We start from the raw sequence: 26,123 nt of genomic DNA, 5'->3' as shown, positions 1-26,123 counted from the left end.
AGAAAAACTTGTATTCGCCATTACTTTAGTGAATCTATCATATTTTTTATACATCTTTACGGTGTTAAAAAATATGGTTTTCATGATAATTTCTCTTGTGTTGAGTTAAGCCTTTCGTGACGACATAGTCATAGCTGTTTGAGAAGAGGGCGTCTTTGCTGTGGACCATTCAGGAGTTTTTGAAACAAAGCCTTTAACTAAAAAAACAATCGCATGCTATAAAAAGCAGCGATTGTTTTGGTATGATTCTTATACTTTTTTGCTTATTCTTCTACAGGAGGGGCTGTAGGATCTACTTGTCCAGGGTCTACATCTTCTGTTTCAAATAGATCTTCAAGACCTTCTTCTGAAATATCTACATCAGCTTCTTCAATAAGGCTTTGAAGTTTTGCTTGAATGTCTTCTTGATTAGCACGTTGAAGAACTAATTCACTTCTTAATTCATCTTTTAATTCTTCAAAGTCACCAATGGTTTCTTCTTTTTCACGTACATCATTTACTTTAATAATGTGGAAACCAAATTGAGATTGTACAGGATCACTGATATCGCCAGGTTCCATATCAAATGCTACTTCTTCAAATTCAGGAATCATATCACCGACAGAGAAGTAACCAAGATCACCACCATCTTCCGCGCTGCCATCTGTGGAGTACTCTGAAGCCAGATCTTCAAATTCTTCTCCATCATCTAGCTTTCCTTTTACTTCATTCGCGGTTTCTTCATCTTGAACAAGAATGTGCTGTGCTTCTACCTCTGTATTCTTTTGATCATAATATTCTTGGAGGTCTTCATCAGTAATTTCCATATCTTCAGAAATTGCTGCTTCTTGAAGCATCCCTACATAAACGAGGTCTCTAAGTTCTTCTTCATCTCCGAACTGCTGAGCGACCATGGAATCAAATTCCTCATCACCGAGCTCGTTTTTCATGGTATCAATTTCTTCATCTACCTGCTCATCTGTCACTTCGTATTGGTCTTCCAGAACTTTTATGGTAATAAGCTCTTCTAGAACTGCTTCACCATTACGTTCTTTTAACTCATCATAAAATTCTTCTTTTGTAACGTCGCCGGCGCCTGTTGAGGCAACAACTTCATCGTCTGAAGAATTACATGCAGCTAGTGCAAGCATACTGGCAGAGATTGTTGCAGCTAATGTCCATTTTTTCATGTCTGATATACACTCCTACTCTTTCCTAATGTTACTTTCTATTGTTTACCATGATTAATATATCATACTTTTCCAGTTTAAATAATTTTTTTCAACTTTTTACTAAAAAATCACATTAAACTGTCACATTTAAAACTCGAAGATAAGAACAAACAAGCATAGCTACCAATATCATATTCGTAACCCGATCCATTCTTTCTGATTTTTGCTTGGACAGTTCCATTTTTGTGCTCAAAGCACTAATCATGACGTTGAAGATAAGTAATACAAAAAAACCAAAAATAATATAAAAGATAGCCATGTTTTATGTACGCCCCTTTACAATAATAATACTCCTATAACTCTATCAAAAACATGTAGCATTGAACAGTGATAAAGCCAAAGGAATACTAATTTTATCACATCTTAATTAATAATATAAATTCAATTAGTCTAAAAAAACTCTTACTTTTCAACAGCTAAAAGTGATCATATCGTGAGACTGAAGCAGCACTGGCAAAACGAGTTTGACGATTTAAATTCTGAAATGTTGGTCTATGCTTTCTAAAGCACAAATAAAAAAGAAGCTTTTACTAGCGCTCAATTTGCCAGCAAAAGCTTCCTTTTTATCACGGAGAGCCGCCCGTAAAACTCCCGCCTCCAAATAAAGAGGGAAAATACATTTATTTAGGCGGAAGATCAGGTGAGCTAACTCTCTGAATCACTCAGGCTAATTCAGTGGGAGAAAAGCAGCAGACTTAGTTCGCGACGTCCTGGGACTGGGGCTGCGATTACTCGCCCCGTCGTAAAGAGCTGTGCGTCGAAAACTCCCACTGAATGAAGTTTCGTTTTATGAATTGGCATTTGTGTTTTTTAGTTTTTCTTCTAATTCACGAATACTTGATTCAATTTGTTCCAGGGATTGGTGAATATTTTCTTGCTGAGGTTCTACAGCGGTTTTCCAATCTTCCACGGATTTTCGCATTTCTTCCGTTAGCTCTTTTACTAAAACAGCACCTTCTTTAGAGGTTCGAAGCAATTGTTCTTTAATACGGATACTATCCTCTTTTAAGTTCATCAATAGTTCTTTTAATTCTAAGGATTGACTTTTAACTCTTCCACGAAGATCCTTGCCTGATTCAGGTGTACTTAATAGTGCAATACCAGCACTAACAGATGCTCCTACGATAAATCCCAGGGTTAATGATTTTTTCTTAGACATAATAGGATATGCACTCCTTTCTTCTTTCACATATACCTTTTCCTTTTACCACATATACTTAAACATATTCCTATAAAGTTCAAGGTACATACATATTATAGGAAAAGGAATCATTTTCTGCTAATATGAATATATTTTTATTATCTTTATTCTAACACAAAAAAGATAATGTATGATAAATATACTTTGTTAAACATATTAGAAAATCCCGCATTTGCATGATTGTTACCCGCGCGAGAATGTGCTGGCTTCGATTTTCCTTACATCGATAGTTTTCTTGTGCTTTCTTTATCATGGAACAAAACATTCGCTCCAATTTAAATTGGAGCGAATGTTTGGGAAGACGAAGGGAGAAAAGTATATTTACTTTCCTGGACCTTCACGAAACTTATACCGCAGCTACTTTACTTCGTTTCATAATACCCTCGACAATTGGATAGACAACTAGCATGATGACTGTATTCATTACTGCTGCTGGAAGAACAACAGCTGCGAATAAAGCTAGAAAACCGCCTTCTAAGAATCCAATAAAGAATAGAGCAACAGATAAAAAGATACTGCCACTAATTAGTGTTCCTACAAAGGTTAATATAGATGCTGTTACTTTTGTATTTAGATGTTTTCCTACTAATAAAAATAGTAAAAAGAAAGCAACTGCAGTTAGCGGTTTATCAATCAGATTAGCAATTTGTCCACCCGGAGCAGCAGTGGTCAATGCAGAAATAGCTCCTGTTGCAAATGCAAGCAGAATAACGTAATTCCATTTTGGAAATAAAATAATTCCTAAAAACATCATGGCCAGCATCATATCAGGTTTTACTCCAAACAATAGCGGGGGCATCACAAAATGTAGTACGGTACCGATACTCACCAAAAGGGCAAGTATGGTTAAAATTTTTGTCTTCATCACTTAACTCTCCTCTACTTGTCTATACTCTGCTTTCCGGCTATGCACTCATTGCCAGCCGCGAAAGTATAATCAGTATACCAAATGCTATTAAAAATAAAAAGAACTATTTGGACCGTTTTTAGTGCTCGATCTGTTCGTTAATTGCTTTTGCAACAGCTTGTAAATCATCTGAAGTATAATCTTCTGTATGCGTTATCCAGTTTGGTGTATAACCATCCCCGTCACCGTAACGCGGAATTAAATGGACGTGCAAATGGAACACAGACTGCTCTGCTGCCGGTTCATTATTATTGAGCACGTTAATTCCCAATGGCTGATAGGCATCGCGAATAGCGTTAGCAATAACGGGTACTCTACTAAATAATTCTTTTGCTACTTCCGGTGAAGTTTCGTAAATATTCTTCGTGTGTTCTTTTGGTATAACAAGAGTGTGTCCTTTGGTTACTTGGCTGATGTCAAGAAAAGCATATACCTTTTCGTCTTCGTAAACTTTTGCAGAAGGTATATTCCCATCGATAATTTTGCAAAAAATACAATCTTCATGTGCCATTTTTGTTCCTCCCTAGTAATTAAAAATATATTCTTTTATCTATTGTATAGAGTTAGAAAGGGTAAAGTAAAGGATTCTACATTAAACTTATCAGAAGAACTTCAAAAAACAGCTCATAATTTGTAGAACGGTTCATTTTGGAATCCATTCCGAATAATGATAAAATCATATTAGTTCATGAAAAAGCGGCAAGCCAAGTCTAAAAAAGATTTCATTGGAGCGACGAATGTGCACCCAACGATAGGAACAAGTGCTAACACTTTATACAACCCTATCTTGGAACAAAGGAGGATAACATGGTGAGTTCTTTATTACATATTGAAAATTTATACGGAGGGTATACCCATAAAAATGTATTACATGACATTTCGTTTGATTTAAATAAAGGAGAAATTGTTGGTCTGATCGGCTTAAATGGTGCTGGGAAAAGTACAACCATTAAGCATATCATTGGGTTAATGCACCCGAAAAAAGGGGAGGTGCAAGTCCAAGGGAAGAGTTTTCAGGATGACCCCGAAGCATATCGTAATCAGATGGCATATATTCCAGAGATGCCTATTCTATATGATGAGCTGACCTTATATGAACATCTGAGGCTTACAGCGATGGCCTATGGAATTGAAGAAGAGGTATTTGAGCAGAGACTTCCTAGACTTTTGAAAGAGTTTCGACTTGAAAAGAAGTTGAATTGGTTTCCAGTCCATTTTTCAAAAGGAATGCGGCAGAAGGTAATGATTATGTGTGCTTTTCTTATTGAACCACCGCTTTATATCGTTGATGAACCATTTGTTGGCCTGGACCCATTAGGTATCCAATCTTATCTTCAAATGATGGATTCAATGAAAAAGCAGGGCGCAGGTGTCTTAATGTCCACACATATTCTTGCAACTGCTGAAAGATACTGTGACCGTTTCATAATTTTACATGATGGGGAATTAAGAGCAACAGGTACGCTGGAGGAGCTTCGCAGAGAATTCCAAATGCCTGATGCGACTTTAGATGATTTATATGTTCAATTGACAAAGGAAGATGATCATGTTTGATTCCCATACATTTTATAAAAAACGCTTATCTTCCCATGTGAAGAATTTAAGCAGGTATTTAAAATATATGTTCAATGGACATATTGCGTTTGCTATGCTATTTTTCACTGCTGCAACAGCCTATTATTATCAGCAATGGCTCGAGCAACTGCCAGCGAATTTTCCGACTGGAATTATTATGGGGATCGTTTTAGGCTTACTGATAAGCTACAATCCGATCCGGACATTACTGCAAGAGCCGGACTTGGTATTTCTTATTGCTGCTGAGCAACGAATGGGTCCATATTTTCGTAATAGTATTATGTACAGTTTTGTTATCCAGACGTATCTGATTGTTTTAGCAGCAGCAGCTTTCGGCCCACTATATTTTACAAGTTTCAGTGGAAGGGCAGGGAGTGTATATCTAGTTACGATTCTCTTATTCTTAGTATTAAAAGGAATGAACATGCTGACCAACTGGAATATGTTAAAAGTTCGTGATAAGAGTTTACGAACAATTGATTTAACAGCTAGGACATTACTTAATATAGTAACAGCTTATTTCGTGATTGAAGGACATGCTTTATTTGCTATAGTAACCATTGTACTGTTGCTGTTAGTTATTGTGTATGATTTTATGGTAGCTGCCAAACAACCGGGAATCATTTGGGATTTATTAATTGAGAAGGATCAAAGTCGATTACAATCCTTTTACCGTATTGCCAATTTATTTGCAGATGTCCCGCATTTGAAAAATAAAGTGAAGAAAAGAGAATGGTTGACGAAGCCGTTTATCAGCAGAATTCCATTTGAACGGTCAGCGACCTATGATTATTTATACCAGATCTCCTTTTTGCGCAGCGGCGATTATCTAGGAATGTATATCCGGCTGGTAGTAATCGGTGGTATTTTTATTTGGGTGATTCCTAATGTCTGGATAAAAATGTTATTTGCCATTTTGTTTATTTATTTAAGCTTATTCCAGATGATGGCTCTTTACCAGCATCACCGGACACAAATGTGGCTCGATCTTTATCCGGTAAACCCGAATTTAAAACAAACGGCAGTCATTAAAATTATTCGGAAGCTTGGGTATGTCCAGGCATTTGCTTTTACATTTTTATTTATCTTCCAACTTGAATGGGTGGGAAGTATCATTATATTAGTTGGTGCACTTACTTTTGTCTGGGCATATGTGAGATTCTATGTAATTCCTAAACTGGGTAAAGTATAAAACAAGCTGACGGAGAATTAAATTGTTCTCCGTCAGCTTGTTTGTTTATTCTTGATAAGCTAAATAAATATTGGCAAAAGCTTTTGCAGCAATTAACATAGCTTTTTCATCAATATCAAATTTAGGGTGGTGATGCGGATAATCATTTCCTTCCAAATTAGCCCCTGTTAAGAAGAAAGAACCTGGTTTTTCTAGTAAGTAATACGAAAAATCCTCTCCAACCATGAGTGGTTCTATAATTTCAGCAGTATCTACCCCGTCAATTTCCTTTGTGCTTTGTAACACGAGATCTGTCTGTTCTGGATGATTAACAACAGGAGGATAACCTTTAATATAGTTAAATTCATAGGAAGCACCAAATGAATCACAAATTCCTTTTAAAATTTGCTCCATTTCTTGAATGATTTTTTCTTGAACAGCTAAATCGAAATGTCTGACGGTGCCTACCAATTTAGATTGATCTGCAATAATATTAAAGGCATTTCCTGCTTCAAAGATACCAATAGAGACAACAGCGGAAGTTAATGGACTTAATCGCCTGCTTACAATTTGCTGGAATTGTGATACAACTTCAGCACCGATGACAATGGCATCCTTTGTATCTTGTGGAATCGCGCCATGTCCTCCTTGCCCTTGAATCGTAATCTCAAATCGGTCTGCACCAGCCATAATTGCCTGATGAGAAGAATAGATACTTCCAAGAGGCAAGGTAGCCCATAAGTGTGTACCGAATACGGCATCTACATCTTTTAAAACACCTGTTTCCACAATAGGTTTTGCTCCGCCTGGTGCATATTCCTCTGCATGCTGATGAATAAATACGATTGTTCCTTCCAATTCATTTTGAAACTGTTGCATGACCTTTGCGAATGTTAGCAGGGTAGCCGTATGCCCGTCATGACCACAAGCATGCATTATTCCAGGAACTTGTGATTTATAGGGAACATCTTTCTCATCCTGTATAGGTAAAGCATCAAAATCGGCACGAAAAGCGACTGTTTTTCCTGGTTTAGCCCCTTTAAGTGTGGCAATAACGCCATTTCCACCAACATTCTTTTCATAAGGAATGCCTAATTTTTCATAATAATTTGCAATGTATTTAGCAGTTTCCGTTTCTTGAAATGATAATTCCGGATGTTGATGCAAATATCTGCGGATGCTAACCATTTCTTCATAGGTGTTATCAAGGAGTGAATGAATAGCTGATAACATTTTATCACCTCTTAAGTATTGAAATACATTGAGAATAAAATGGAAATTCATGTTATTATCAATGTACTTCATTATATCATTTATTAAAGATGCTGTAGAATAAAATATTTCAATCATCGAAATATTTTATGGACACGAAAAAATATAAAAATCCATGAGGTGATAAGTGCCTCATGGATAAAAAATAGATCAGTTATTTTTAATTAATACGCGGATCTTCTAATAATCTTTCAATTTCTTCTTTATGATGTGTTTCATCAGAGATTAAGTCTTCTAATTTCACAACGAGTTCTGTTAATCCAAGTTCTTCCGCTTGTGCTTTTCTTTTTTCATAACGTTCAATCGTATCTGTCTCCGATTGAAGAGAAGCTTTTAACAAATCAACTACCTGGGTAGGCTGTGGTACTGAAGCGGCTGTTGTAGTTGGAATACCACCAAGGGATTTAATTTTTTCTGATAAGTAAAGTGCATGGCCTAATTCATCGTTTATTTCTGACTCAAAAAATGGTTTTAAAGCAGACCGGTATAGCCCGGTAACGACAGATGCGCTATACGTATATTGGATAGCAGCAGCGTATTCATTCGCCAGATCTTCATTTAACCCGTCGATAAGTTCTTGTAATTTTTTGTCTCCATTACTTACTTCATGTAATTTAGCGTCCATGTTTTATCACCCTTTTTTATGATTTTTACTTCTTTATATATATTTCCCGTTGTTATTTTTCTCAAACCTGTTTAGCATGAAAAGAGAACAAGAAGGAGAGATCGTATGAAAAATAAATCAGTCATTTTTTTTGGCAGTATATGGACAGTTGCCTTTTTACTGAGTGTGGTTTGGGTAATACAAATAAAACTTGATGTTTTACCGTACATAGATCAATGGACAAGAGAAATTGTTCCGCTTACCCATGGAAGTGCCCTATATGATTTTTTTAGGGTAATTACGGAGTTGGGATCTTCCCATGTACTGATCCCGATCGCTATTGGTGCTGCGATAGGGCTTATGTTTTTATATAGACATTGGTATCCAGGATTGTTGCTTTTAGGAGGATCTTTATTTGCACATTTTTTGAATGTGTTGATAAAGCAGCTTATAGCCAGGGAACGCCCAAGTATTTCTGTTACTTTAAACGCAGAGGGATTTAGCTTTCCATCAGGGCACAGTATGATTTCCATGGTTTGCTACGGGTTGATGGCTTATTTACTGTGTAAAAAAATTCATTCCGAAAAATTAAAAATAACTGTAGAGACTGTATTTGGTTTACTTGTGTGTTTAATAGGAATCAGCCGCTTTTTTATTAATGTCCATTATGTAACAGATGTTATCGCTGGATTTACGGTTGGTTTTGCACTTCTTTATATTTATATACAAATAGATAGAAGTTTCTCAGACTTAAGGAGGAGAAGAAAACCTTCTTAAGCTGGTTCCTTCTAAACCGTTTTCTAATCTAAAATAAAGGCATAGGAAAGGAGCTGATCAAATATATGCGGAGAATTATTTCCTACTTTATAGCGATTTGCTTGATTTGGATTGGAATAATGCTAATCGTAAACAGTTTAAATATAGATGGTTTTGAATTAAATTTTGGCTGGACATATATTTATCCGTTATTTTTTATTGTTACTGGAGTTGTACTGCTGGGAACAGCTATTATCAAAAGGCACGGAAGGTGGATGATAGGAACATTTTTACTCGTTTTTGGAGGCTTTTTGTTAGCAGACCGGTTTGGATTAGTTGATTTTACATTTTGGAATGTGTTTAAGCTCTGGCCGATGATTTTAATTTTTATAGGCATAAGTCTTTTTCGGGGATTCCATATTTATTGGGATGTCAGCAGTGGTTCTAAAAAAAAGAAACATAGAAAGAAGAGTGATCAGAATAAAGAGACTTCATTTACCTTTGGAGATATGGAAAAAAAGGGGAATTGGAACTTGGAACCCATGAATATTAGTACAGTGGCAGGCAGCTTTTATTTGGATTTAACAGATGCATATATCCCTGATGAAGAAACAGAAATAAATATTCGTTCCTTAGCAGGTGATGTCACGATTCTGATTCCGGAAGAAGTAGAGTTTCAAGCTAACGCAGTTGCAAAGGCTGGTGATATAAATATATTAAAAGAAGAATCAACAGGGATTAATGCAGAAATATTTTTTGAAACAATTCAATTTGAAAGTGCTACCAAAAGATTATATATTGATATTCGTTTAAAAGCAGGTTCCATTCGTATTGACAGAGTTTAGAAGGGAGGATAGCTGATGAAACAATGGTGGAAAAGCATCCGGTTTAGTTTTATAAAATCGCATCTTTACGTTTTATTTTTAACAACTTGTATCCTGCTGGCAATTATTCTATCCTTATTTGTCATTTGGGAACCTGATTGGTTAACGGCGCAAAGTATCTTTTTATTTATCGGTTTGTATATAGTTGTTGGTTTTATTTTGTCCTTACAAGCCGGCTTTACCCAAATCGGGAATTTATTGAAAGTTCGTTTGGATGCCATCTCGATTCAAATCAAGCAATTTGCTAATGGGAATTATACTTCTAAAATTTCAACCGTTCATGAGGATGTGGATGAAACAGATCGAATTATTGTTGAACTGAATGACCTGGGAGATAAATTACAACGGCAAGTTGAGTCGTTACAACGAATGGCGGATGAAAAAGCAGATTACGCGAAATCCGCACATAAAGCAGCAGTGATTGAAGAAAGGCAGCGGATTGCCCGTGACTTACATGATGCTGTGAGCCAGGAGCTTTTTGGATTAGCGATGTTATCAGAAGCTGCATTAAAGCTATTTGATAAAAAACCTGCTGTTGCAAAAGAACAGATGCAGGAAGCTGTACAATCTGCGCATCAGGCACAGGCAGAAATGCGTGCATTATTGCTGCATTTGCGTCCGGTGTATCTTACAAGTGGAGAAACGTTGGAAGAAGGCGTGCAGAAGTTAATAGACGCTTTAGAGCAAAAAAGTAACCTGACATTCCAAATCGATATTGATGAGATGCTGGATTTAAAAGAAGTCGTCGAGGAGCATATTTTTCGAATTATTCAGGAATCTTTATCGAATATATTGCGGCATGCGAATGCCGATACGGTAAAAGTAGAAATTAAACGGAAGCAGGAAGAGCTCCATCTCCGTATTGAAGATGATGGTGCAGGGTTTGAATTGGATAATCAGCAGGATAAAAAAACTTCTTATGGATTGAAAACAATGAAAGAACGCAGTGAAGAACTGGGCGGAACATTTACCATTCGTTCAAAAAAGGGCCAAGGTACATACATTTATATTCGAATTCCCAATCAAGGGAGTGAAAAGGGGGAGAATGTGTTATGATTCGTGTTGTAGTTATTGATGATCATGATGTAGTGCGTAAAGGAATTATTTCTTTTTTACAGACAGAGGATGATATAGAAATTGCAGGGCAGGCTGATAGTGGTTTTAAGGGAGCTGAGCTTGTTATACAAGAACGGCCGGAAGTTGTATTGATGGATTTAATTATGGAAAATGGGGATGGAATAGAAGCGACGAAGCAAATCATGTCTTCTTACCCGGAATGCAAAGTCATTATATTGACATCCTATTATGATAATGAGCAGGTAATCCCTGCACTGGAGGCAGGTGCATTCAGCTACTTATTGAAAACTTCAAATGCGCAGGAAATTGCAAACGCTGTACGAAAAGCTGCCAAAGATGAAAACGTGATTGAGCCGAAAGTAGCCAGTAAAATGATGACCAGCTTTCGTTCCCCAGTAAAAAAACTTCATGAAGACCTTACAGAACGGGAGTTAGAAGTGCTGCTATGTATTGGAGACGGGATGACGAACCAAGAAATCAGTGAAAAATTATATATTGGGATTAAAACAGTTAAAACGCATGTAAGCAGTATTCTAAGTAAGTTGGAAGTGAATGATAGAACGCAGGCCGCTGTTTATGTACACCGGAATCAGTTGTTTAAAGCAAGTGGGGATGGTTTCGTATAACGTTATAAAAAATGTTATAAGAAAAACGGATGCATTTGGTAAAAAGATAAGCGGATGCACCCGTTTTCTCGTTTTTATCTGTTAAATGTACTAAATTATATTTTATTCATCTTTTTCATGCATATGCCCCGAAATAACAAACGGACGCTCCATAAAGTAACTCGGCTGTTTTGCTTTTTGCGTATCATGTGCTTTTTTAAATTGGTCCGAGTTTTTCCAGTTCTCGAAGTCAGAGAATGATCTCCACTGTGTTAATACCACATATTTACTTGTTTTTTCTTGACGCAAGAAACGCCATGCCTGAAAACCTTCCATCTCTTCAATACCACTGTCATTGTGCTTCATCCGGTATTCAAAAGTGGAGCTGCTATCCTCGGAGATGGGGAGATGGTTCATGACGACATACCCCTCTTTAGATAATTCACCAACCGACTTTAATACGTCAAAGGATTGTCCACTGGAAAATATATTTTTAGAGCTGTTTTCATAATACGCAATTCCGCCATCATTGCTGGCAATAAAATAAAAATCAATATTTGTATGTTTTTTCTCTAATGATTCCAAAAAATGTATGGTTCCTCTGGACATAAACGCTTTCATAAAAATCCTCCTTTATCAACCTTCTCTATATACGTCATTATAATTAGATTGTACACAAATCCAAAAAATATTGAAAACAATACACCCTTGTCGAATCAGCTCGTAATTTAAGAGTGCCCATTCTTTATCAAAAAGGATGAATGACGTATAATAAAGTCGTATATGCTACATGAGGTGAGCTAATGAAAAATGAACATAGAACCGAAAAAAGAAATGAAAGAAGAAAAAAACAGAAGAATGCATTCTGGCAAAAAATAAAATGGCTGGCGATTGCAATCGCTGCTGTTTTCCTGCTTTTATTAAGCGGCTATGGTCTGCTTATTTTAGGTGGGAAAATGATTGCAAATGAAGATGATTTACAGCTTGATTTGACGACCACCATCCGTACAGAAGATGGAGAAGTTATTCGGACGTTATATAATGAGAACAGGGAGTATGTTTCTTCAGATCATATTCCGGATCATGTTCTGCAAGCATTTGTCGCTGTGGAAGATCGCCGTTTTTTTGAACATCAGGGGATTGATTTACAATCAATCAGCCGTGCGGTTTACCGTGATATTTTAGCAAGAAGTAAAGTAGAGGGCGGCAGTACTATTACACAGCAATTATCTAAAAACCTTTTTCTTTCAAATGACAAATCGTGGACTAGAAAAATAAAAGAAATGATGGCTTCTCTTTATCTGGAACGCAAGCTTAGCAAAGATGAAATATTAGAGCTATATGTGAACCAGGTTTACTTTGGAGAAGGTGTATATGGCGTTCAGAAGGCATCCGAATATTTCTTTTCCAAAGATGTAGATGATTTAACGATTTCTGAGGGAGCGTTGCTTGCCGGTTTAATGAAAGCACCTAATGGATATTCGCCTTTAAATCACCCGGACAAAGCAGCTGAGCGTAGAAATGTTGTTTTGATGACAATGGAATCAGCAGGATTTATAGATGAGGAAACAATGATTGCGGAGCAGGAAAAAGGGTTAGGAATCAATCTGGCAGAAGAAGAGAGAGGAACGAATCCTTGGGTCGACAGCTATGTCGATATTGCTATAAAAGAAGCTGCGGAAGTACATGACTTAAGCTTTGCGGAACTGCAAAGTGGAGGATATGACATCACTGTATATATGAATGATGATTTTCAACAGGTTGCTTATCAGAACTTTCAGGAGGATGCTTTCTTTCCCGGTAATACTGAAGGAACAGAGGGAGCCTTTGTTATGCTTGATAAGAATAATGGGCATATTGTTTCGGCTATCGGTGGACGAGACTACAGCTTTGGCGATTTAAACCGGACAAATGTACAGCGGCAGCCGGGATCAACCTTTAAACCTGTTGCGGTTTACGGCCCTGCCCTTATGCAGGAAGATACGTATAATCCTTATACGATTATCCCTGATCAATATATGGATATAGATGGGTATGAAGCAACCAATGTTAGTGGAGAATATAAGGATAACATAACCATTTATCAAGCTATTGTTGAATCAACAAATACCTCTGCGGTCTGGCTGCTGAATGAAATTGGAATAGACAATTCGAAATCGTATCTGGAGAAAATGGACATGCCAATTGAAGATAATGGATTGTCTATTGCGTTAGGAGGGTTAAATAAGGGAGTTACGCCGCTGCAAATGGCTCAAAGCTTCCAAACCTTTGCGAATAACGGAGAGATGTCGAAAGCAACAGCGATTGCAGAGATAAAAGACCGTCATGGTGAAGTTGTTTATCAGTCTGAATCGAACAAGGAAGAAGTATTTACGCCGCAGGTTGCCTGGGATATGACAGAAATGCTTAAAGAAACGGTCCGGACAGGAACAGCAAGTTCCGGCGATTATGGCAAGGAGCTTGCAGGGAAAACAGGAACAACACAGCATCCGGCAGTTGAAGGAGCATCAAAGGATGCCTGGTTTGTAGGCTATACACCAGATTATGTTACTGCTATGTGGATGGGCTATGACCGGTCTGATGCAGATCATTATTTAACTGGCGGAAGCTCTTACCCGACGTCACTAACCAAAAAAATTCTGACGGATATCGATAATCACACGGGTTCCGGATTAACAGCTTCGTTTGAGATGCCTGAAGGTGTAGAAGCTTTACCGGATCCGATAGATTTACCGGTCATCGAGCATGTCGATGCAAGCTATACTTTTGGCGGTTTTGCCTTATTGAAAGGAAAGCTCAGTTGGGATGGTTCAACAGACGATCGTATAGTCTACCGTGTTTATAAAGAAGAAGAGGGAACAGATGAATTAGTAGGGGAAGTAGAAGGAGAAACAGAATTTATTATTGATGATGTCTGGTTCCGTAATGAAACCTATTATGTTGTTCCCGTTGACCCTATTACCAATATGGAAGGTTCTCAATCCACATCTGTATCGTTTTTTTGATATACTGTAGTAGTATTTCATTATAAAAAATATCTTTTTAGAATGATTATAAAATGAGACAATTTGATGACAAACAATCCATAGCCCTATACAGAAATGTAATAAATAGATATAGTTAGAGATGGAAAAAGAATATAAAGGATGAACGTTGCATGGCAAAAGTAAAAAATACAACCATTTTAGACGCATATCGCGGAAAAAAAACGGACTACACGCCAGCTTGGTTTATGCGCCAGGCTGGAAGGTCCCAACCAGAATACCGGGCATTAAAAGAAAAATATTCCCTATTTGAAATTACACATCAGCCGGAGCTTTGTGCTTACGTTACAAGACTTCCGGTAGAGAACTACGGGGTAGATGCAGCTATTCTTTATAAAGATATAATGACGCCTCTGCCAGCTATCGGAGTGGATGTAGAAATCAAAAGCGGGATTGGGCCAGTGATTGACCAGCCGATCCGGACCTTGCAAGATATAGAAAAGCTTGGTGAGATCGATCCGGAAAGTGATGTTCCATATGTGCTGGATACCATTCGTTTGTTGACAGAGGAACAGCTTGACGTACCATTGATCGGCTTTTCCGGAGCACCATTTACATTAGCGAGTTATATGATTGAAGGCGGCCCTTCAAAAAACTATACGAAAACAAAAGCGTTAATGTATCGTGAGCCAAAGACTTGGTTTGCATTAATGGATAAATTGGCGAAAATGATTATTCGTTATGTAGAAGCGCAAATTAAAGCTGGTGCAAGTGCTATTCAAATCTTTGATTCGTGGGTAGGTGCATTGAATGCGGAAGACTACCGCTATTTTATGAAACCAGTAATGACGGATATTTTTTCAGCATTGAAAAAGCACGATATCCCGCTGATTACCTTTGGTGTAGGTGCAAGACATCTGCTGCTCGAATGGAATGACCTGCCTGTAGATGTTATTGGCCTGGACTGGCGCACTTCTGTGGAAGAAGCGAGAAGTTTAGGTGTAACGAAAGCACTACAAGGAAATCTGGACCCTGCTATTTTACTTAGTGATTGGGAGACAATTGAAAAAAGAACGAAAGCGATTCTTGATCAAGGGATAAACACGGAAGGTTACGTTTTTAATCTTGGTCATGGTGTTACTCCTGATATTAAGCCAGAAACGTTAAAACGGCTAACGGAACTGATTCACAGCTATTCAATGAAACATTAAATTGTCCTCACTAAAATTAAATTTAGGCAGTTATATCTTGCTTTAAAAACAGATTTACTTTTGAACAACAAAACGTAACGAGGTGTATTGGAAATGGAAAAAAAGAAATTAGGATTACTAGTAATGGCATACGGTACGCCATATAAAGAAGAAGATATTGAACCATATTACACGCATATACGTCATGGCAGAAAGCCTGAACCAGATGCATTACAGGATTTAAAAGATCGTTATGAAGCAATTGGCGGTATCTCCCCTTTGGCGAAAATAACCAAAGAACAAACTTTTGCATTAGAAAGCAAACTGAATGAAGTACAGGATGAATATGAATTTAAAGCATATATCGGTTTAAAACATATCGAACCGTTTATTGAGGATGCTGTAGAAGAAATGGCAAAAGATGGCATAGAAGAAGCAGTTTCCATTGTTTTAGCGCCACATTATTCTACGTTCAGCGTGAAATCATATAACGAACGTGCAAATAGTACCGCTGAAAAACACGGTATAAAAATTGAATCCGTCCAAGATTGGTATACTGAACCAGGATTTATTAACTTCTGGGCAAAAGGTGTGCAAGATACGTTTGCAAAAATGCCTGCAGAAGAAAAAGAAAATGCAGTATTAATCGTATCTGCGCACAGCTTGCCGGAGAAAATTCTTCAAAACGGCGACCCATATAAGCAGCAATTAGAGGAAACAGCGCAATTAATTGTAGAAGCTGCAGATGTGAAAAATTATGCAGTAGGCTGGCAGAGTGAAGGTAACACACCAGACCCTTGGCTTGGACCGGATGTTCAGGACCTAACTCGTGAATTATATAACAAAGAAGGGTACAAAGCATTTATTTATACACCAGTAGGCTTTGTGGCAGATCACCTTGAAGTTTTATATGATAATGATTATGAATGTAAAGTCGTTTGTGATGAGATTGGAGCAAGCTATTACCGCCCGGAAATGCCAAATGCGAAACCGGAATTTATTGAAACGTTGGCTAATGTGGTATTAAAAAAAGTAAAGCGTGATTCCTGATGGACAGCAAAAAGGTAGTTATTATAGGCGGCGGCATAACAGGGTTATCTGCCGCCTATCATCTTCAAAAAAAAGTGAAAGCAGCAAAACTCCCAATCGATATTACATTGGTAGAAGGTTCGGACCGATTAGGCGGACGTATTCATACAATTAAAAAAGATGGCTTTACGATTGAGAAAGGGCCGGACTCGCTTTTAGCACGTAAACCGGCAGCAATGGCATTGGCGGAAGAATTAGGTATTTCCGATCAAGTAAAACGTAATTCGACCGGCCAATCCTTTATGCTGATAAAAGATCGTCTGCATAAAATGCCAAAGGGTGCTTATATGGGTGTTCCAAAAGAAGTAGGGCCGCTTTTGCGTTCCAATTCCTTTACATTAGACGGAAAACTCCGTGGTTTAATGGATTTGGTGAAACCGAAAAAGAAAAGTACGGAAGATGAATCCTTAGGGCATTTTATGCGCCGCCGCTTCGGAGATCAAATCGTCGATAATCAGATTGATCCGCTATTGTCTGGTATTCACTCCGGCGACCTTGATCAGATGAGTCTCCAGGCTATTTATCCAGTGTTCGGAAAAATGGAGCAGGAATATGGCAGTGTCATGAAAGGCCTCAGTAAAACAATGCCGAAGCCGGCTAAAAACAAAAAGGCGAAACCTGCCCAGGGTCAATTTTTCTCTTTTACAAATGGATTGCAGACGCTTGTAAATACGTTAGAAGCAAATCTGGACACTGTGGAAATTATCCGCGGGAATAAAGTAAATCATATAGAGAAAAAAGAAGCGGGTTATCATCTTCTGCTGGATTCCGGTGAGGTTTTAACGGCTGATTTTGTTTTATCCGCCGTTCCGCATACGCAGGTTCCGGGAATGTTAAGCAAGCATGAGCCGCTGCAGGAATTATATGATATCCCGGCAACATCAACTGCCAATGTCGTTCTTGCTTTTGATGAAAAGCAAATTAAACGTGACCTGGACGGAACCGGCTTTTTAGTGACGAGAAACAGTAATTACCGGATTACTGCCTGCACATGGGCCCATCGTAAATGGGAAGGCACTGCACCTGAAGGGAAAGCTCTATTACGTTGCTATGTTGGTAAACCGGGTGATCAGGATATTGTAAAGGCATCCGACGAAACGCTCGTGGATATTGTATTAAAAGACTTAAATAAAGTAATGAAAGTGAAGGGGCAGCCTTTGTTTTATGAGGTTACCCGATTTATAAATGCCAGACCGCAATACCATACAGGGCATTTGGAACTTGTCAGCCGCGTACGGACCTATGTAGCTGATAATCTTCCGAACCTGAAGTTAATAGGAAGCTCCTATGATGGAACAGGACTACCGGATTGCATTGAGCATGGTCAAAAAGGCGCTGAGCTGGCATTGGAAGCATTGGTATAAGTAAAACTCCCGATTCGCTTATTTTGCGAACCGGGAGTTTTACTTATATCTTATTTTCTTTCTTTTTTATAGACCTGATCATTATTATATAACAAAAAAAATTGACAATCACGCTAAACCCCAAAAAAGAAACATCTGCTAAGGCAATTGGGAAAAATAGACTCAAAGCAAATACAATTAATAATCCGATCCCGGCATTTTTGGAATAAAAATATCCTAAATATCCTAATATCAAAGTAAAAACAATAGTTAAAAGTCGAAATAATACCATAATATGCCGCTCTCCTTTTTTAATTAACTCAATTTTAGCACTTAATAATAAGCATATATATCTTGCTATATCAAGGATTATCGTGTTCTTCATTATTGTGGTTACTTTTGGCTAAATCAGCTTTTTTTGAACTAATGATAGTATATAGCTCCCGCTCCGGCCAACCACTCCGCTTTCCATGGGGACGGCTTCAGCTAACTTGAAAAGAAAACCGCTTTTCAAGTGGATCTTCAGCTCGCCTTGTTCCCATAGGAGTCTACGTGGTTGGCTTCCGCTGAATTTGGATTCTACAGCGAATGAAAGAAATAACATTTTGATGAGTTTGACGAAATAACAGCTTTCACGAAATAGATCACATCACAAATTCCTCATATCCAGATTCTTTCTATTTTTATCACGGAGAACCGTCTGTAAAACTTCCGCCTTCAAATAAAGTGTGAAAATAAGGAAGCTGAGATTGAAGGTTCAATTTCATTATTTTTGCGTGTAAGCCGGGGAGCACGAATACTTTTTTTCATGTATTCTTGTCCATAAGCTCTTTCCTTTATATTGGATTTGGATGGAAATTCACTTGACCTATTTATTATAAAGGATTTTTTCATGGCTTCAAACAGAAAAAATAGAAATTGCAATTATTTCGTATTAGTGGACATAATGAATGCAACGCTGATGTAAGCATACATTAAAAAGACGATAGTAAAATTCAAAATCGGAATTAGAATCTACTGTTTTCAATATAAATCTTTTTATCGCTAAAAATCATAAGTTTTTTTGGGAATCGAACAATGAATGATAGAATAAAGAAAATACAAGCATTCTCTATCAAGAAGTATTCGGGATTGCCCGGTAATATTACTCCTGGTACAGATAAAAGAGAGGGGAGAAATAATGCTATACAATCAGGTGAATCCAAACATCATGCTTTCCTTGCTGGAAGAAAATGATGCTGAAATCTTATTTGACTTAGTAACCGCTAACAAAGCATTTTTAAGTAACTGGTTAAGGTTTCCGTCAGTAACCAATCACGTAGAAGATTCTAAATCATTTATTAAAAAGTCTTTATTTCGTTTTGTGAACAAAGAAGGTTTTTGGGTAGGAATCTGGTATAAGGAAAAATTAGCAGGATGCATCGGTTTTTTGTATTTTGACTGGAATGTAAAGAAAACAGAAATTGGATACTGGTTAGGCGAGGCGTATACAAATAAAGGGATTATGACAGATACTTGTGCTGCAATGGTGGATTATGCTTTTCATGAACTGGAAATAAATAAAGTGGAGATTAAAACAGCTGTAAAAAATATAAAAAGTGCAGCTGTTCCCAAAAAGCTGGGATTTAAACATGAAGGGACAATAAGGGCGGATGAACGGATAAGAGATACCTTCCATGATCGGGAAGTGTATGGAATGTTAAGAGAAGAGTGGGGGAATGGAAGCCGGCACAATTAACGGCTTTAGTTTCAGAGATAGTGTATGTAGTATTTTCATATTTTCAAAAAGCCAGACCGGCAAATCAACCGGCTGGCTTTTACTTTTTATTATTCCGAATAACTCTCTGCTAATTCGTCGATTAAAGAGCCGACATAATCAACAGCTGTCTCGATATTTTTTGGATTGGACATATCAATGCCCGCGTCTTTAATTAAATCAAGCGGCTGCTTGGTACCGCCGGATTTTAGTACGTTTAACCAGTCTTGAACAGCCGGCTGTCCTTCTTCCCGAATTCGTTTAGCCATCGTGGTAGAAACTGTTAAACCGGCAGAGTACGTATACGGATATAGGCCCATATAGTAATGTGGCTGCCGCATCCATGTTAATCCAGCTCCATCATCAAATGTAACGGTATCTCCCCAGAAAGATTCTAATACATTGCGTTTTTCTTTACATAAAACATCCGCAGTTAAAGGGATACCTTCTTCAGCTAGATCATAAACTTTACGTTGGAAGGCGCCTTCTAACAGGTGGGTAACAAAATTATGATAATATGTTCCTAATAACTGGGTGATAATCCATCGTTTCATCCGTGGGTTATCTTTATTTTTCTCCATTAAATGATCAGCGAGCAATAATTCATTTAAAGTGGAAGGTGCTTCAATAAAATAAGTTGACGGACGGGTATTAAATAATGTTTGATTCTTACCGGCTAAATAGAAATGACCGGCATGTCCTAATTCATGTGCTAAAATAAAAGCGTTACGCATTTTATCAGCCCAGGTGACAAGAATATACGGATGCGCTCCATAAGGGCTGGAACAGAATGCACCGCTTGCTTTTCCAACATTTTCAGCACGGTCCACCCACCGGTTTGATAATGCTTTTTTCATTCCTTCTACATACTCCGGCCCCATAATATCGAGAGCATTTAAAATGGTTCCGGAAGATTCTTCATAGGATGTACTTGGATTAAACGACGGATCCAAAGGAGCTTTTAAATCACAAAAACGTAATTCGTCTAAACCAAGTTTTTCTTTTAGTAATTTCGCATATTTCTGCATATGCGGTGCTAATTTTTCTTGGATAACATCTAATTGATTATGATACATTTCTGTTGTTACTTGCTGTGGTGCTAAAAGCATGTCTGTAACAGAATCATATTTTCTTAATTTTGAAAGCTGTACTTGTTTGGTAATCTCCGTAGCATAGGTTGCTGCATACGTATTTTTATATTGCTCCAATGTATTTACAAAAGCGTCATATGCATTTCTTCTCAACGCAGTATCCTCAGAATATTCATAGCTTTCTTCGTATAATGGTTCACTCATCGGCTTGGTATTTCCTTGGCCGTCTACAACCGATTCGAATTGCATATCGGACTGCTTGCTGCGAGAAAAAATACTATACGGAGCGTCTAAAACCTCACCTAATGCAGATAAAGCTTCTTCCAGCTCAGGGGAAAGGATATGATCTTTTTTCTCAAGAATATCCAATAAATACTTACGATATGTTTCAAGCTTAGGTTCATCTTTGATAAATTGTTCTATATCAGATGAGGTAAGCTCGAGAAGCTCTGTTTCAAAAAAGGAAAGCTTCGAACTGATGGTTGCAAGCGCAGAACTGCTTTTTGCTGCCGCACCCTGGTTAGCCGGATCGCTTCCATCTGCACTAACTAATAAATTTGCGTAAACAGCGACATGGATAACCTTCTGCTGATAAGCCTCTGCAGTTTGTATAGCCTCCAATAAAGTGTTTGCATTTTCAGAAATTTTTCCTTTAAAAGCTGTGATTTGATCCACTTCCTCAACAATTTCCTTCAATGCTTTTTCCCAGCTTTCTTTGTCTGGAAAAAGATCTGTTAAATCCCATGTCTGTTCAATTGGAACGTCTTTTCGATATTGCCTGTTTGTCTCTGACACACTCATTCCTCCTTTAAATACTTGAAATATTACTATCGATAAAAGAAAATAATGGTATAGTAATACTTCATCAATTAATTCGACTACCTAATTAATTATAGTACAGCAGAGGAAAAAATTATAGGATTTTTGTTTGTTCAGCGAGCAGAAAATATTTTTAAAGCAGTATTTTAATTGGGAAACAATGAATGGACTAATTGTTGGCATCCTGTAAGTGATGAAGCATCGTGTTTTTAAAAATTAGAAGGGATCTATTCAATGAAGGTCTGCTGTGTTAATTAAATCAAATCTGTATGGTATAGACTTTGGACAAGCGTCTACATACGTTTCAATTGTTCGGACACAAAAAAAGGAATAGCCATATTACTGGCTATTCAGGAGAAGGATTATAACTTATGGGAACTCATATTTATTAAACAGAGCGATAATTACAGCCATTCAAATTATTTGATTTGCGGGTAATATTAACGCCCTGGATAATCACAATCATCACAAATGTTACCATAACAGTCAGCTTTTTCGTGTACCATTGCATTTCCACATTTTGCACATTTCTTCTTTGGCAGATTTTTAAAAAATTCGATAATTCCAGTCATTTCGATTCCTCCTAATGATTTAATTGATTTAAAAGTATTGTACTATAACAGGGTGTTAATGTCAATACTGTATTGATACAATTTTTTGAAAAATGAAGGAGATGTTTATTATGAAATTAACTGTAATTGGGTTCTGGGGTGGATATCCTAATAGAGATGGCGCCACTTCCAGTTATTTATTAGAAAAAGACAATTATAAATTGGTGCTGGATATGGGGAGCGGAGCATTATCCAAGCTGCAAAATTTCATTTCTGTACCAGAAATAGATGCAGTGATTTTATCACATTATCACCATGATCATGTCGCTGATATTGGTGTATTACAATATGCCAAACTAATTGATTATTATGTTCATAACAATGAAAAAAAGTTGAAAATATACGGTCATACAGAAGATGAGGAAGGCTATGCATCCTTGTCACATCAATATACAGAAGGTGTAGCCTATAATCCGGATGAAAGATTAAAAGCAGGCCCCTTTGAAATCACTTTTTTAAGAACAGAGCATCCGGTTCCTTGTTTTGGAATGCGTATTACAGATGGTGATAAAACAATTGTATATACAGCTGACAGCAGTTATACAGAGGCTTGGATCCCATTTGCTGAGGACGCGGATGTCATGATAACAGACTGTAATTATTTTAAAGGACAGGACGGAACAGCTGCCGGGCATATGAATAGCGAAGAAGTTGGCAGCATTGCAAAAGCTGCTAATGTAAGACAGTTGATACTTAGTCATTTACCACAATTCGGTGTACTAGAACAGTTGAGAGAGGAAGCAAAACAAATTTATACAGGTCCTATTGTACTAGCAGAAGAGGGTTACGTATGGAAATAAGTTGCGGGTAGATATTTTGATTTGCGATTATTTATGCGTTAGAATAAAACTAGTGAAAATAAGGGAGGAATTAAGTTGAAATTTATCGATAACAAGGGGATTACAGACCCTCAAATTAATCTGGCTATTGAAGAGTATATTCTAGAAAATTTTGGTGAGAAAGATACATATTTATTGTTTTATGTGAACAGTCCTTCCATTATTATTGGGCGAAACCAAAATACGATTGAAGAAATTAATACGGATTATGTAGATGAACAAGGAATTAAAGTTGTTCGTCGCCTTTCAGGTGGAGGGGCAGTTTACCATGATGAACAGAATTTGAATTTCAGTTTTATCACCAAGGATGATGGTAACAGTTTTCAAAACTTTGCTAAGTTTACACAGCCGGTGGTTGATGCGTTAAATAATATAGGTGTACCCGTTGAATTACAAGGAAGAAATGATTTAGCTGTTGAAGGAAGAAAAATCTCTGGTAACGCGATGTTCTCTACCCGTGGACGTATGTTTAGTCATGGGACTTTAATGCTGGATTCCCAATTAGAAGAATTAACAAAAGCATTAAAGGTGAAACAAATTAAAATTGAATCCAAAGGGATTAAATCCATCCGCAGTCGTGTAGCAAATATCGCTGAGTATTTAGACAAACCATTGTCTATGGATGAATTTAAGGAATTAATATTACGTTATATTTTTGATGTAGAAGATGTTAAAGATGTACCGCAATATGTGTTGACGGATGAAGATTGGGAAAAAATCCATGAGATTTCTAAAAATCGTTACCAGCAATGGGAATGGAACTATGGAAAATCTCCTTCATTTAACTATCAGGAATCTAAGAAGTTTCCGGGCGGACTTGTAGATGTACGTTTAGATGTGAAAAAAGGAATTATCGAGAACTGCATCATCTATGGTGATTTCTTTGGATTAGGTAATGTAAAAGAGTTAGAAGATGCACTAACAGGTATTCGTCATCATCGCGATGCTATTAAAGAAGCTGTTGGCCAAGTAGATGTTTCACATTACTTAGGAAGAATTTCTAAAGAAGAATTTTTAGAGCTGCTTTACTAATTTTTTATAAACCTCCTATATAACGAAACTTCATTCAGCGGGAGTTTTCGACGCACAGCTCTTTACGATGGGGCGGGTGTAATCTCATTCCCAGTCCCAGGATGTCGCGAATTTAGTTTGCTGCTTTTCTCCGTGATAAATAATGAAGCTATATCATCAACCTTCATTCTGCGTAGTGTTAACATGCTACACAGAATGAAGGTTTTTTACATATGAGGATCCGGCATAGTTTTTCCAGGCACCACAAACCATTACCTATGAAACTTTTTTAGTAACATCAAAGTTGGCGTATCCTTATGTTATTAAAGATCGAACGAATATTAATTTTCGTTAGTAGGTATTAATGCTTGCATTTTATAAAGTGGATTTCTTTGATTTTTAAAATAATACAAAATTTTTAAAATTAATATATCTTTTTTCTTATTTAGATGGTATAATAATTCTAAACTCACACATATCACTAGGGATTAAGGAGGTATTATGTAATGAAAATCCGGGAAATAACGCCTTATACAATGGCAATATTATCTGAATTAGATGAAAATGAACAACTTGTTACTCGCGTTTTAGAAGATGATGCAGAATATCTATTAGAAGAAAAACCGACAAAAATTATTGAATATGCATGTACCTATTTTGGTTCTGATTTGAAAGGCAGACAAAATGGAATTAAAAGTGTTTCGGGTATTACCCATAAGGTTCCCATACCAGTTGATCCAAGAAATAGAATGTATTTCTTTCCAACTAAGTCCCCAACTCTCGAGAGCTGTTCTTGGATATCACACGCCCATATTGATAATTCAAGAAAAATAGATAATACATCCACAGAGATTTTATTTAAAAATGGGCGAACGATCAGTTTAGATGTTTCTCACGGTATTATTGTTAATCAAATACAGCGGACAGCTCAAATCCGTTATCTTATGGATGAACGAGGAAAGCCATTTTAAGAGAAATAAACGTTGAGTTGTAAGGGTATTCAAAGGAAACAAAAAGACCCTAAAACAAATTGATTAAATTTGAACCTTACCTTCTTTCTTCTCATTTCCTTCCAAAAATACCGCAAACAAAAATTCATACTACTACCTAGATTAAAATCGGTTTATAAATTAGCTGCTGTATAAAATCATCATATTATCTAAGAATATGATGGAGAAAACTTCTCTATTTATTTCAAATATAAAAGATGCCCTAGTGATAGTTTGAGTTTTATTTACTGGAGAAGTTTATACTTTTCAAAAAATCTGCAGTAGCATATAATCATCATAAGATTGTTGGAATTTTGAGGGAGACTGACCACATGTACGTAATGAATATTACATTTTCAAATTGGCAAGCATTTTTAAGAGAAGAGGGCTGGGAGGAATTTATCCGCCAGCTGTTAGAACAATATGAGGGACTTGGGCCATTGCCTGGTATTGCTCTGCCTTTTTTTGAAGCATTCTTACCATTTTTGCCGCTCATCGTATTTGTACTGGGAAACGCGGCTGCTTATGGATTATTTGAAGGTTTTTTATACTCGTGGCTCGGTGCCTGTTTAGGTGCTGTTCTTGTATTTCTTTTTATACGTCGTTTAAGTAATACAAGGTTAGTAAAACGGATTAGACATAACAAACAAGTGTCAAAGATCACGAATTGGGTAGAAAAACATGGGTTTGGACCTTTATTTTTGTTATTATGTTTTCCATTTTCTCCATCTTCTGTTATTAATGTAGTAGCAGGTCTGTCAAAAATCAGTATCTATCCATTTATATTAGCAGTGTTGTTAGGGAAAACCGTAATGATTTTCTCTATTTCTTATATCGGTTCTAGTATCATGGAATTTGCCCAAAAACCAGTGCGGACAATTTTAGTTGGTATAGGTATTATCATCTTTTGGGTGTTCGGCAAATACTTAGAGAAAAGACTGCATAAAAAAGTAGATAAGCATCCTACAGCATAGGAGAAAAAGTAAAATATTCTTCTGTTAATAGCAGTTAACCATTTAAGAAGTACACATATATTTATGATTAAAAGATGCACAAATCCTGTCATTACACGGATGAAAGATTAAAACCCTTTGCTTTGGGGTATGATATTAATAATAAACTAAAGCGAAGGAAGAAT

Annotated in this window: 26 protein-coding genes; 15 read left to right on the top strand and 11 right to left on the bottom strand. The window is 37.0% G+C overall.

Annotated elements, in window-relative coordinates; translation table 11 throughout:
• Window positions 1–263: 263 nt before the first annotated feature.
• The 5 genes from BN986_RS16210 to BN986_RS16190 all read right to left on the bottom strand — a co-directional run bounded on the left by BN986_RS16210 (window position 264) and on the right by BN986_RS16190 (window position 3,830).
• On the bottom strand, window positions 264–1,169 hold the full coding sequence (locus BN986_RS16210) for a peptidylprolyl isomerase (RefSeq protein WP_040981959.1): 906 nt from the start codon (window positions 1,167–1,169) through the stop codon (window positions 264–266).
• Window positions 1,170–1,284: 115 nt separating this feature from the next.
• Complete coding sequence (locus BN986_RS16205) at window positions 1,285–1,470, bottom strand: hypothetical protein (protein WP_040981957.1); 186 nt, start codon at window positions 1,468–1,470, stop codon at window positions 1,285–1,287.
• Window positions 1,471–1,998: 528 nt separating this feature from the next.
• Window positions 1,999–2,370: a YtxH domain-containing protein gene (locus tag BN986_RS16200; protein ID WP_040982234.1), complete on the bottom strand. Its 372-nt coding sequence runs from the start codon at window positions 2,368–2,370 to the stop codon at window positions 1,999–2,001.
• Window positions 2,371–2,758: 388 nt separating this feature from the next.
• Window positions 2,759–3,277 carry a tryptophan transporter gene (locus BN986_RS16195; RefSeq protein WP_040981956.1) on the bottom strand — a complete coding sequence of 173 codons (519 nt, stop codon included), beginning with the start codon at window positions 3,275–3,277 and terminating at the stop codon, window positions 2,759–2,761.
• A 121-nt stretch (window positions 3,278–3,398) separates the two neighbouring features.
• A complete protein-coding gene (locus BN986_RS16190; RefSeq protein ID WP_040981954.1) occupies window positions 3,399–3,830 on the bottom strand; it encodes an HIT family protein in 432 nt (143 codons plus the stop codon).
• Window positions 3,831–4,129: 299 nt separating this feature from the next.
• Between BN986_RS16190 and BN986_RS16185 the strand changes: the two genes are divergently transcribed.
• Both BN986_RS16185 and BN986_RS16180 read left to right on the top strand, forming a co-directional pair.
• Window positions 4,130–4,873 carry an ABC transporter ATP-binding protein gene (locus BN986_RS16185; protein WP_040982232.1) on the top strand — a complete coding sequence of 248 codons (744 nt, stop codon included), beginning with the start codon at window positions 4,130–4,132 and terminating at the stop codon, window positions 4,871–4,873.
• Window positions 4,866–6,086, top strand: a complete 1,221-nt coding sequence (locus BN986_RS16180; protein ID WP_040981952.1) for an ABC transporter permease — start codon at window positions 4,866–4,868, stop codon at window positions 6,084–6,086. Before BN986_RS16185 ends, BN986_RS16180 begins: the two co-directional genes overlap by 8 nt.
• A gap of 45 nt (window positions 6,087–6,131) precedes the next feature.
• On the opposite strand, the gene BN986_RS16175 is transcribed toward BN986_RS16180, so the two are convergent.
• Together BN986_RS16175 and BN986_RS16170 are read right to left on the bottom strand one after the other, a co-directional pair.
• Entirely contained in the window at window positions 6,132–7,298 is a 1,167-nt protein-coding gene (locus BN986_RS16175) for a M20 family metallopeptidase (protein ID WP_040981950.1), read from the bottom strand.
• Window positions 7,299–7,497: 199 nt separating this feature from the next.
• Window positions 7,498–7,962: a ferritin-like domain-containing protein gene (locus tag BN986_RS16170; RefSeq protein WP_040981948.1), complete on the bottom strand. Its 465-nt coding sequence runs from the start codon at window positions 7,960–7,962 to the stop codon at window positions 7,498–7,500.
• A gap of 105 nt (window positions 7,963–8,067) precedes the next feature.
• Here BN986_RS16170 and BN986_RS16165 point away from each other — a divergent pair, with 105 nt between their 5' ends.
• From BN986_RS16165 to BN986_RS16150, 4 genes are all read left to right on the top strand, one after another.
• The gene (locus BN986_RS16165) at window positions 8,068–8,718 is read left to right on the top strand and encodes a phosphatase PAP2 family protein (protein ID WP_040981946.1); all 651 of its coding nucleotides are present in this window, start codon (window positions 8,068–8,070) and stop codon (window positions 8,716–8,718) included.
• A 65-nt stretch (window positions 8,719–8,783) separates the two neighbouring features.
• The gene (gene liaF / locus BN986_RS16160) at window positions 8,784–9,542 is read left to right on the top strand and encodes a cell wall-active antibiotics response protein LiaF (RefSeq protein WP_040981944.1); all 759 of its coding nucleotides are present in this window, start codon (window positions 8,784–8,786) and stop codon (window positions 9,540–9,542) included.
• Window positions 9,543–9,557: 15 nt separating this feature from the next.
• Entirely contained in the window at window positions 9,558–10,637 is a 1,080-nt protein-coding gene (locus tag BN986_RS16155) for a sensor histidine kinase (protein ID WP_040981942.1), read from the top strand.
• Window positions 10,634–11,284, top strand: coding sequence for a response regulator (locus BN986_RS16150; RefSeq protein ID WP_040981941.1), 651 nt, complete (start codon window positions 10,634–10,636; stop codon window positions 11,282–11,284). The genes BN986_RS16155 and BN986_RS16150 overlap by 4 nt, the downstream gene beginning before the upstream one ends.
• A gap of 102 nt (window positions 11,285–11,386) precedes the next feature.
• Here the strand turns inward: BN986_RS16150 and BN986_RS16145 are convergent, their stop codons facing one another.
• Window positions 11,387–11,884, bottom strand: coding sequence for an antibiotic biosynthesis monooxygenase family protein (locus BN986_RS16145; RefSeq protein WP_040981939.1), 498 nt, complete (start codon window positions 11,882–11,884; stop codon window positions 11,387–11,389).
• A 182-nt stretch (window positions 11,885–12,066) separates the two neighbouring features.
• Here BN986_RS16145 and BN986_RS16140 point away from each other — a divergent pair, with 182 nt between their 5' ends.
• The 4 genes from BN986_RS16140 to hemY all read left to right on the top strand — a co-directional run bounded on the left by BN986_RS16140 (window position 12,067) and on the right by hemY (window position 17,890).
• Window positions 12,067–14,268 (top strand): transglycosylase domain-containing protein, encoded by a 2,202-nt coding sequence (locus BN986_RS16140; RefSeq protein ID WP_040981937.1) that lies wholly within the window; start codon window positions 12,067–12,069, stop codon window positions 14,266–14,268.
• A 152-nt stretch (window positions 14,269–14,420) separates the two neighbouring features.
• Complete coding sequence (gene hemE / locus BN986_RS16135) at window positions 14,421–15,458, top strand: uroporphyrinogen decarboxylase (protein ID WP_040981935.1); 1,038 nt, start codon at window positions 14,421–14,423, stop codon at window positions 15,456–15,458.
• A gap of 93 nt (window positions 15,459–15,551) precedes the next feature.
• Window positions 15,552–16,487 (top strand): ferrochelatase, encoded by a 936-nt coding sequence (hemH, locus tag BN986_RS16130; RefSeq protein WP_040981933.1) that lies wholly within the window; start codon window positions 15,552–15,554, stop codon window positions 16,485–16,487.
• Window positions 16,487–17,890, top strand: coding sequence for a protoporphyrinogen oxidase (gene hemY, locus BN986_RS16125; protein ID WP_040981931.1), 1,404 nt, complete (start codon window positions 16,487–16,489; stop codon window positions 17,888–17,890). Before hemH ends, hemY begins: the two co-directional genes overlap by 1 nt.
• A gap of 43 nt (window positions 17,891–17,933) precedes the next feature.
• Here hemY and BN986_RS16120 read toward each other — a convergent pair whose 3' ends face one another.
• Entirely contained in the window at window positions 17,934–18,254 is a 321-nt protein-coding gene (locus tag BN986_RS16120) for a hypothetical protein (protein WP_148417144.1), read from the bottom strand.
• A 795-nt stretch (window positions 18,255–19,049) separates the two neighbouring features.
• Here BN986_RS16120 and BN986_RS16115 point away from each other — a divergent pair.
• The gene (locus BN986_RS16115; protein ID WP_040981929.1) at window positions 19,050–19,607 is read left to right on the top strand and encodes a GNAT family N-acetyltransferase; all 558 of its coding nucleotides are present in this window, start codon (window positions 19,050–19,052) and stop codon (window positions 19,605–19,607) included.
• Between the two features lie 89 nt (window positions 19,608–19,696).
• Here the strand turns inward: BN986_RS16115 and pepF are convergent, their stop codons facing one another.
• Together pepF and yhfH are read right to left on the bottom strand one after the other, a co-directional pair.
• Window positions 19,697–21,517, bottom strand: coding sequence for an oligoendopeptidase F (pepF, locus tag BN986_RS16110; RefSeq protein WP_040981928.1), 1,821 nt, complete (start codon window positions 21,515–21,517; stop codon window positions 19,697–19,699).
• 458 nt (window positions 21,518–21,975) lie between these two features.
• Entirely contained in the window at window positions 21,976–22,107 is a 132-nt protein-coding gene (gene yhfH, locus BN986_RS26305; protein ID WP_074435691.1) for a protein YhfH, read from the bottom strand.
• A gap of 110 nt (window positions 22,108–22,217) precedes the next feature.
• Here yhfH and BN986_RS16105 point away from each other — a divergent pair, with 110 nt between their 5' ends.
• From BN986_RS16105 to BN986_RS16090, 4 genes are all read left to right on the top strand, one after another.
• Window positions 22,218–22,946, top strand: coding sequence for an MBL fold metallo-hydrolase (locus BN986_RS16105; protein WP_040981927.1), 729 nt, complete (start codon window positions 22,218–22,220; stop codon window positions 22,944–22,946).
• Between the two features lie 75 nt (window positions 22,947–23,021).
• Window positions 23,022–24,017 (top strand): lipoate--protein ligase, encoded by a 996-nt coding sequence (locus BN986_RS16100; RefSeq protein WP_040981926.1) that lies wholly within the window; start codon window positions 23,022–23,024, stop codon window positions 24,015–24,017.
• A gap of 485 nt (window positions 24,018–24,502) precedes the next feature.
• Entirely contained in the window at window positions 24,503–24,967 is a 465-nt protein-coding gene (locus BN986_RS16095; RefSeq protein WP_040981925.1) for a competence protein ComK, read from the top strand.
• A gap of 350 nt (window positions 24,968–25,317) precedes the next feature.
• Window positions 25,318–25,959, top strand: a complete 642-nt coding sequence (locus BN986_RS16090; RefSeq protein WP_040981924.1) for a TVP38/TMEM64 family protein — start codon at window positions 25,318–25,320, stop codon at window positions 25,957–25,959.
• Window positions 25,960–26,123: the final 164 nt, after the last annotated feature.

It is taken from the genome of Oceanobacillus jeddahensis, from assembly GCF_000750635.1.
Lineage (GTDB): Bacteria > Bacillota > Bacilli > Bacillales > Amphibacillaceae > Oceanobacillus > Oceanobacillus jeddahense.
The sequence above is the reverse complement of the archived record's forward strand: the minus strand, read 5'-3'. Positions and strand labels throughout refer to the sequence as shown.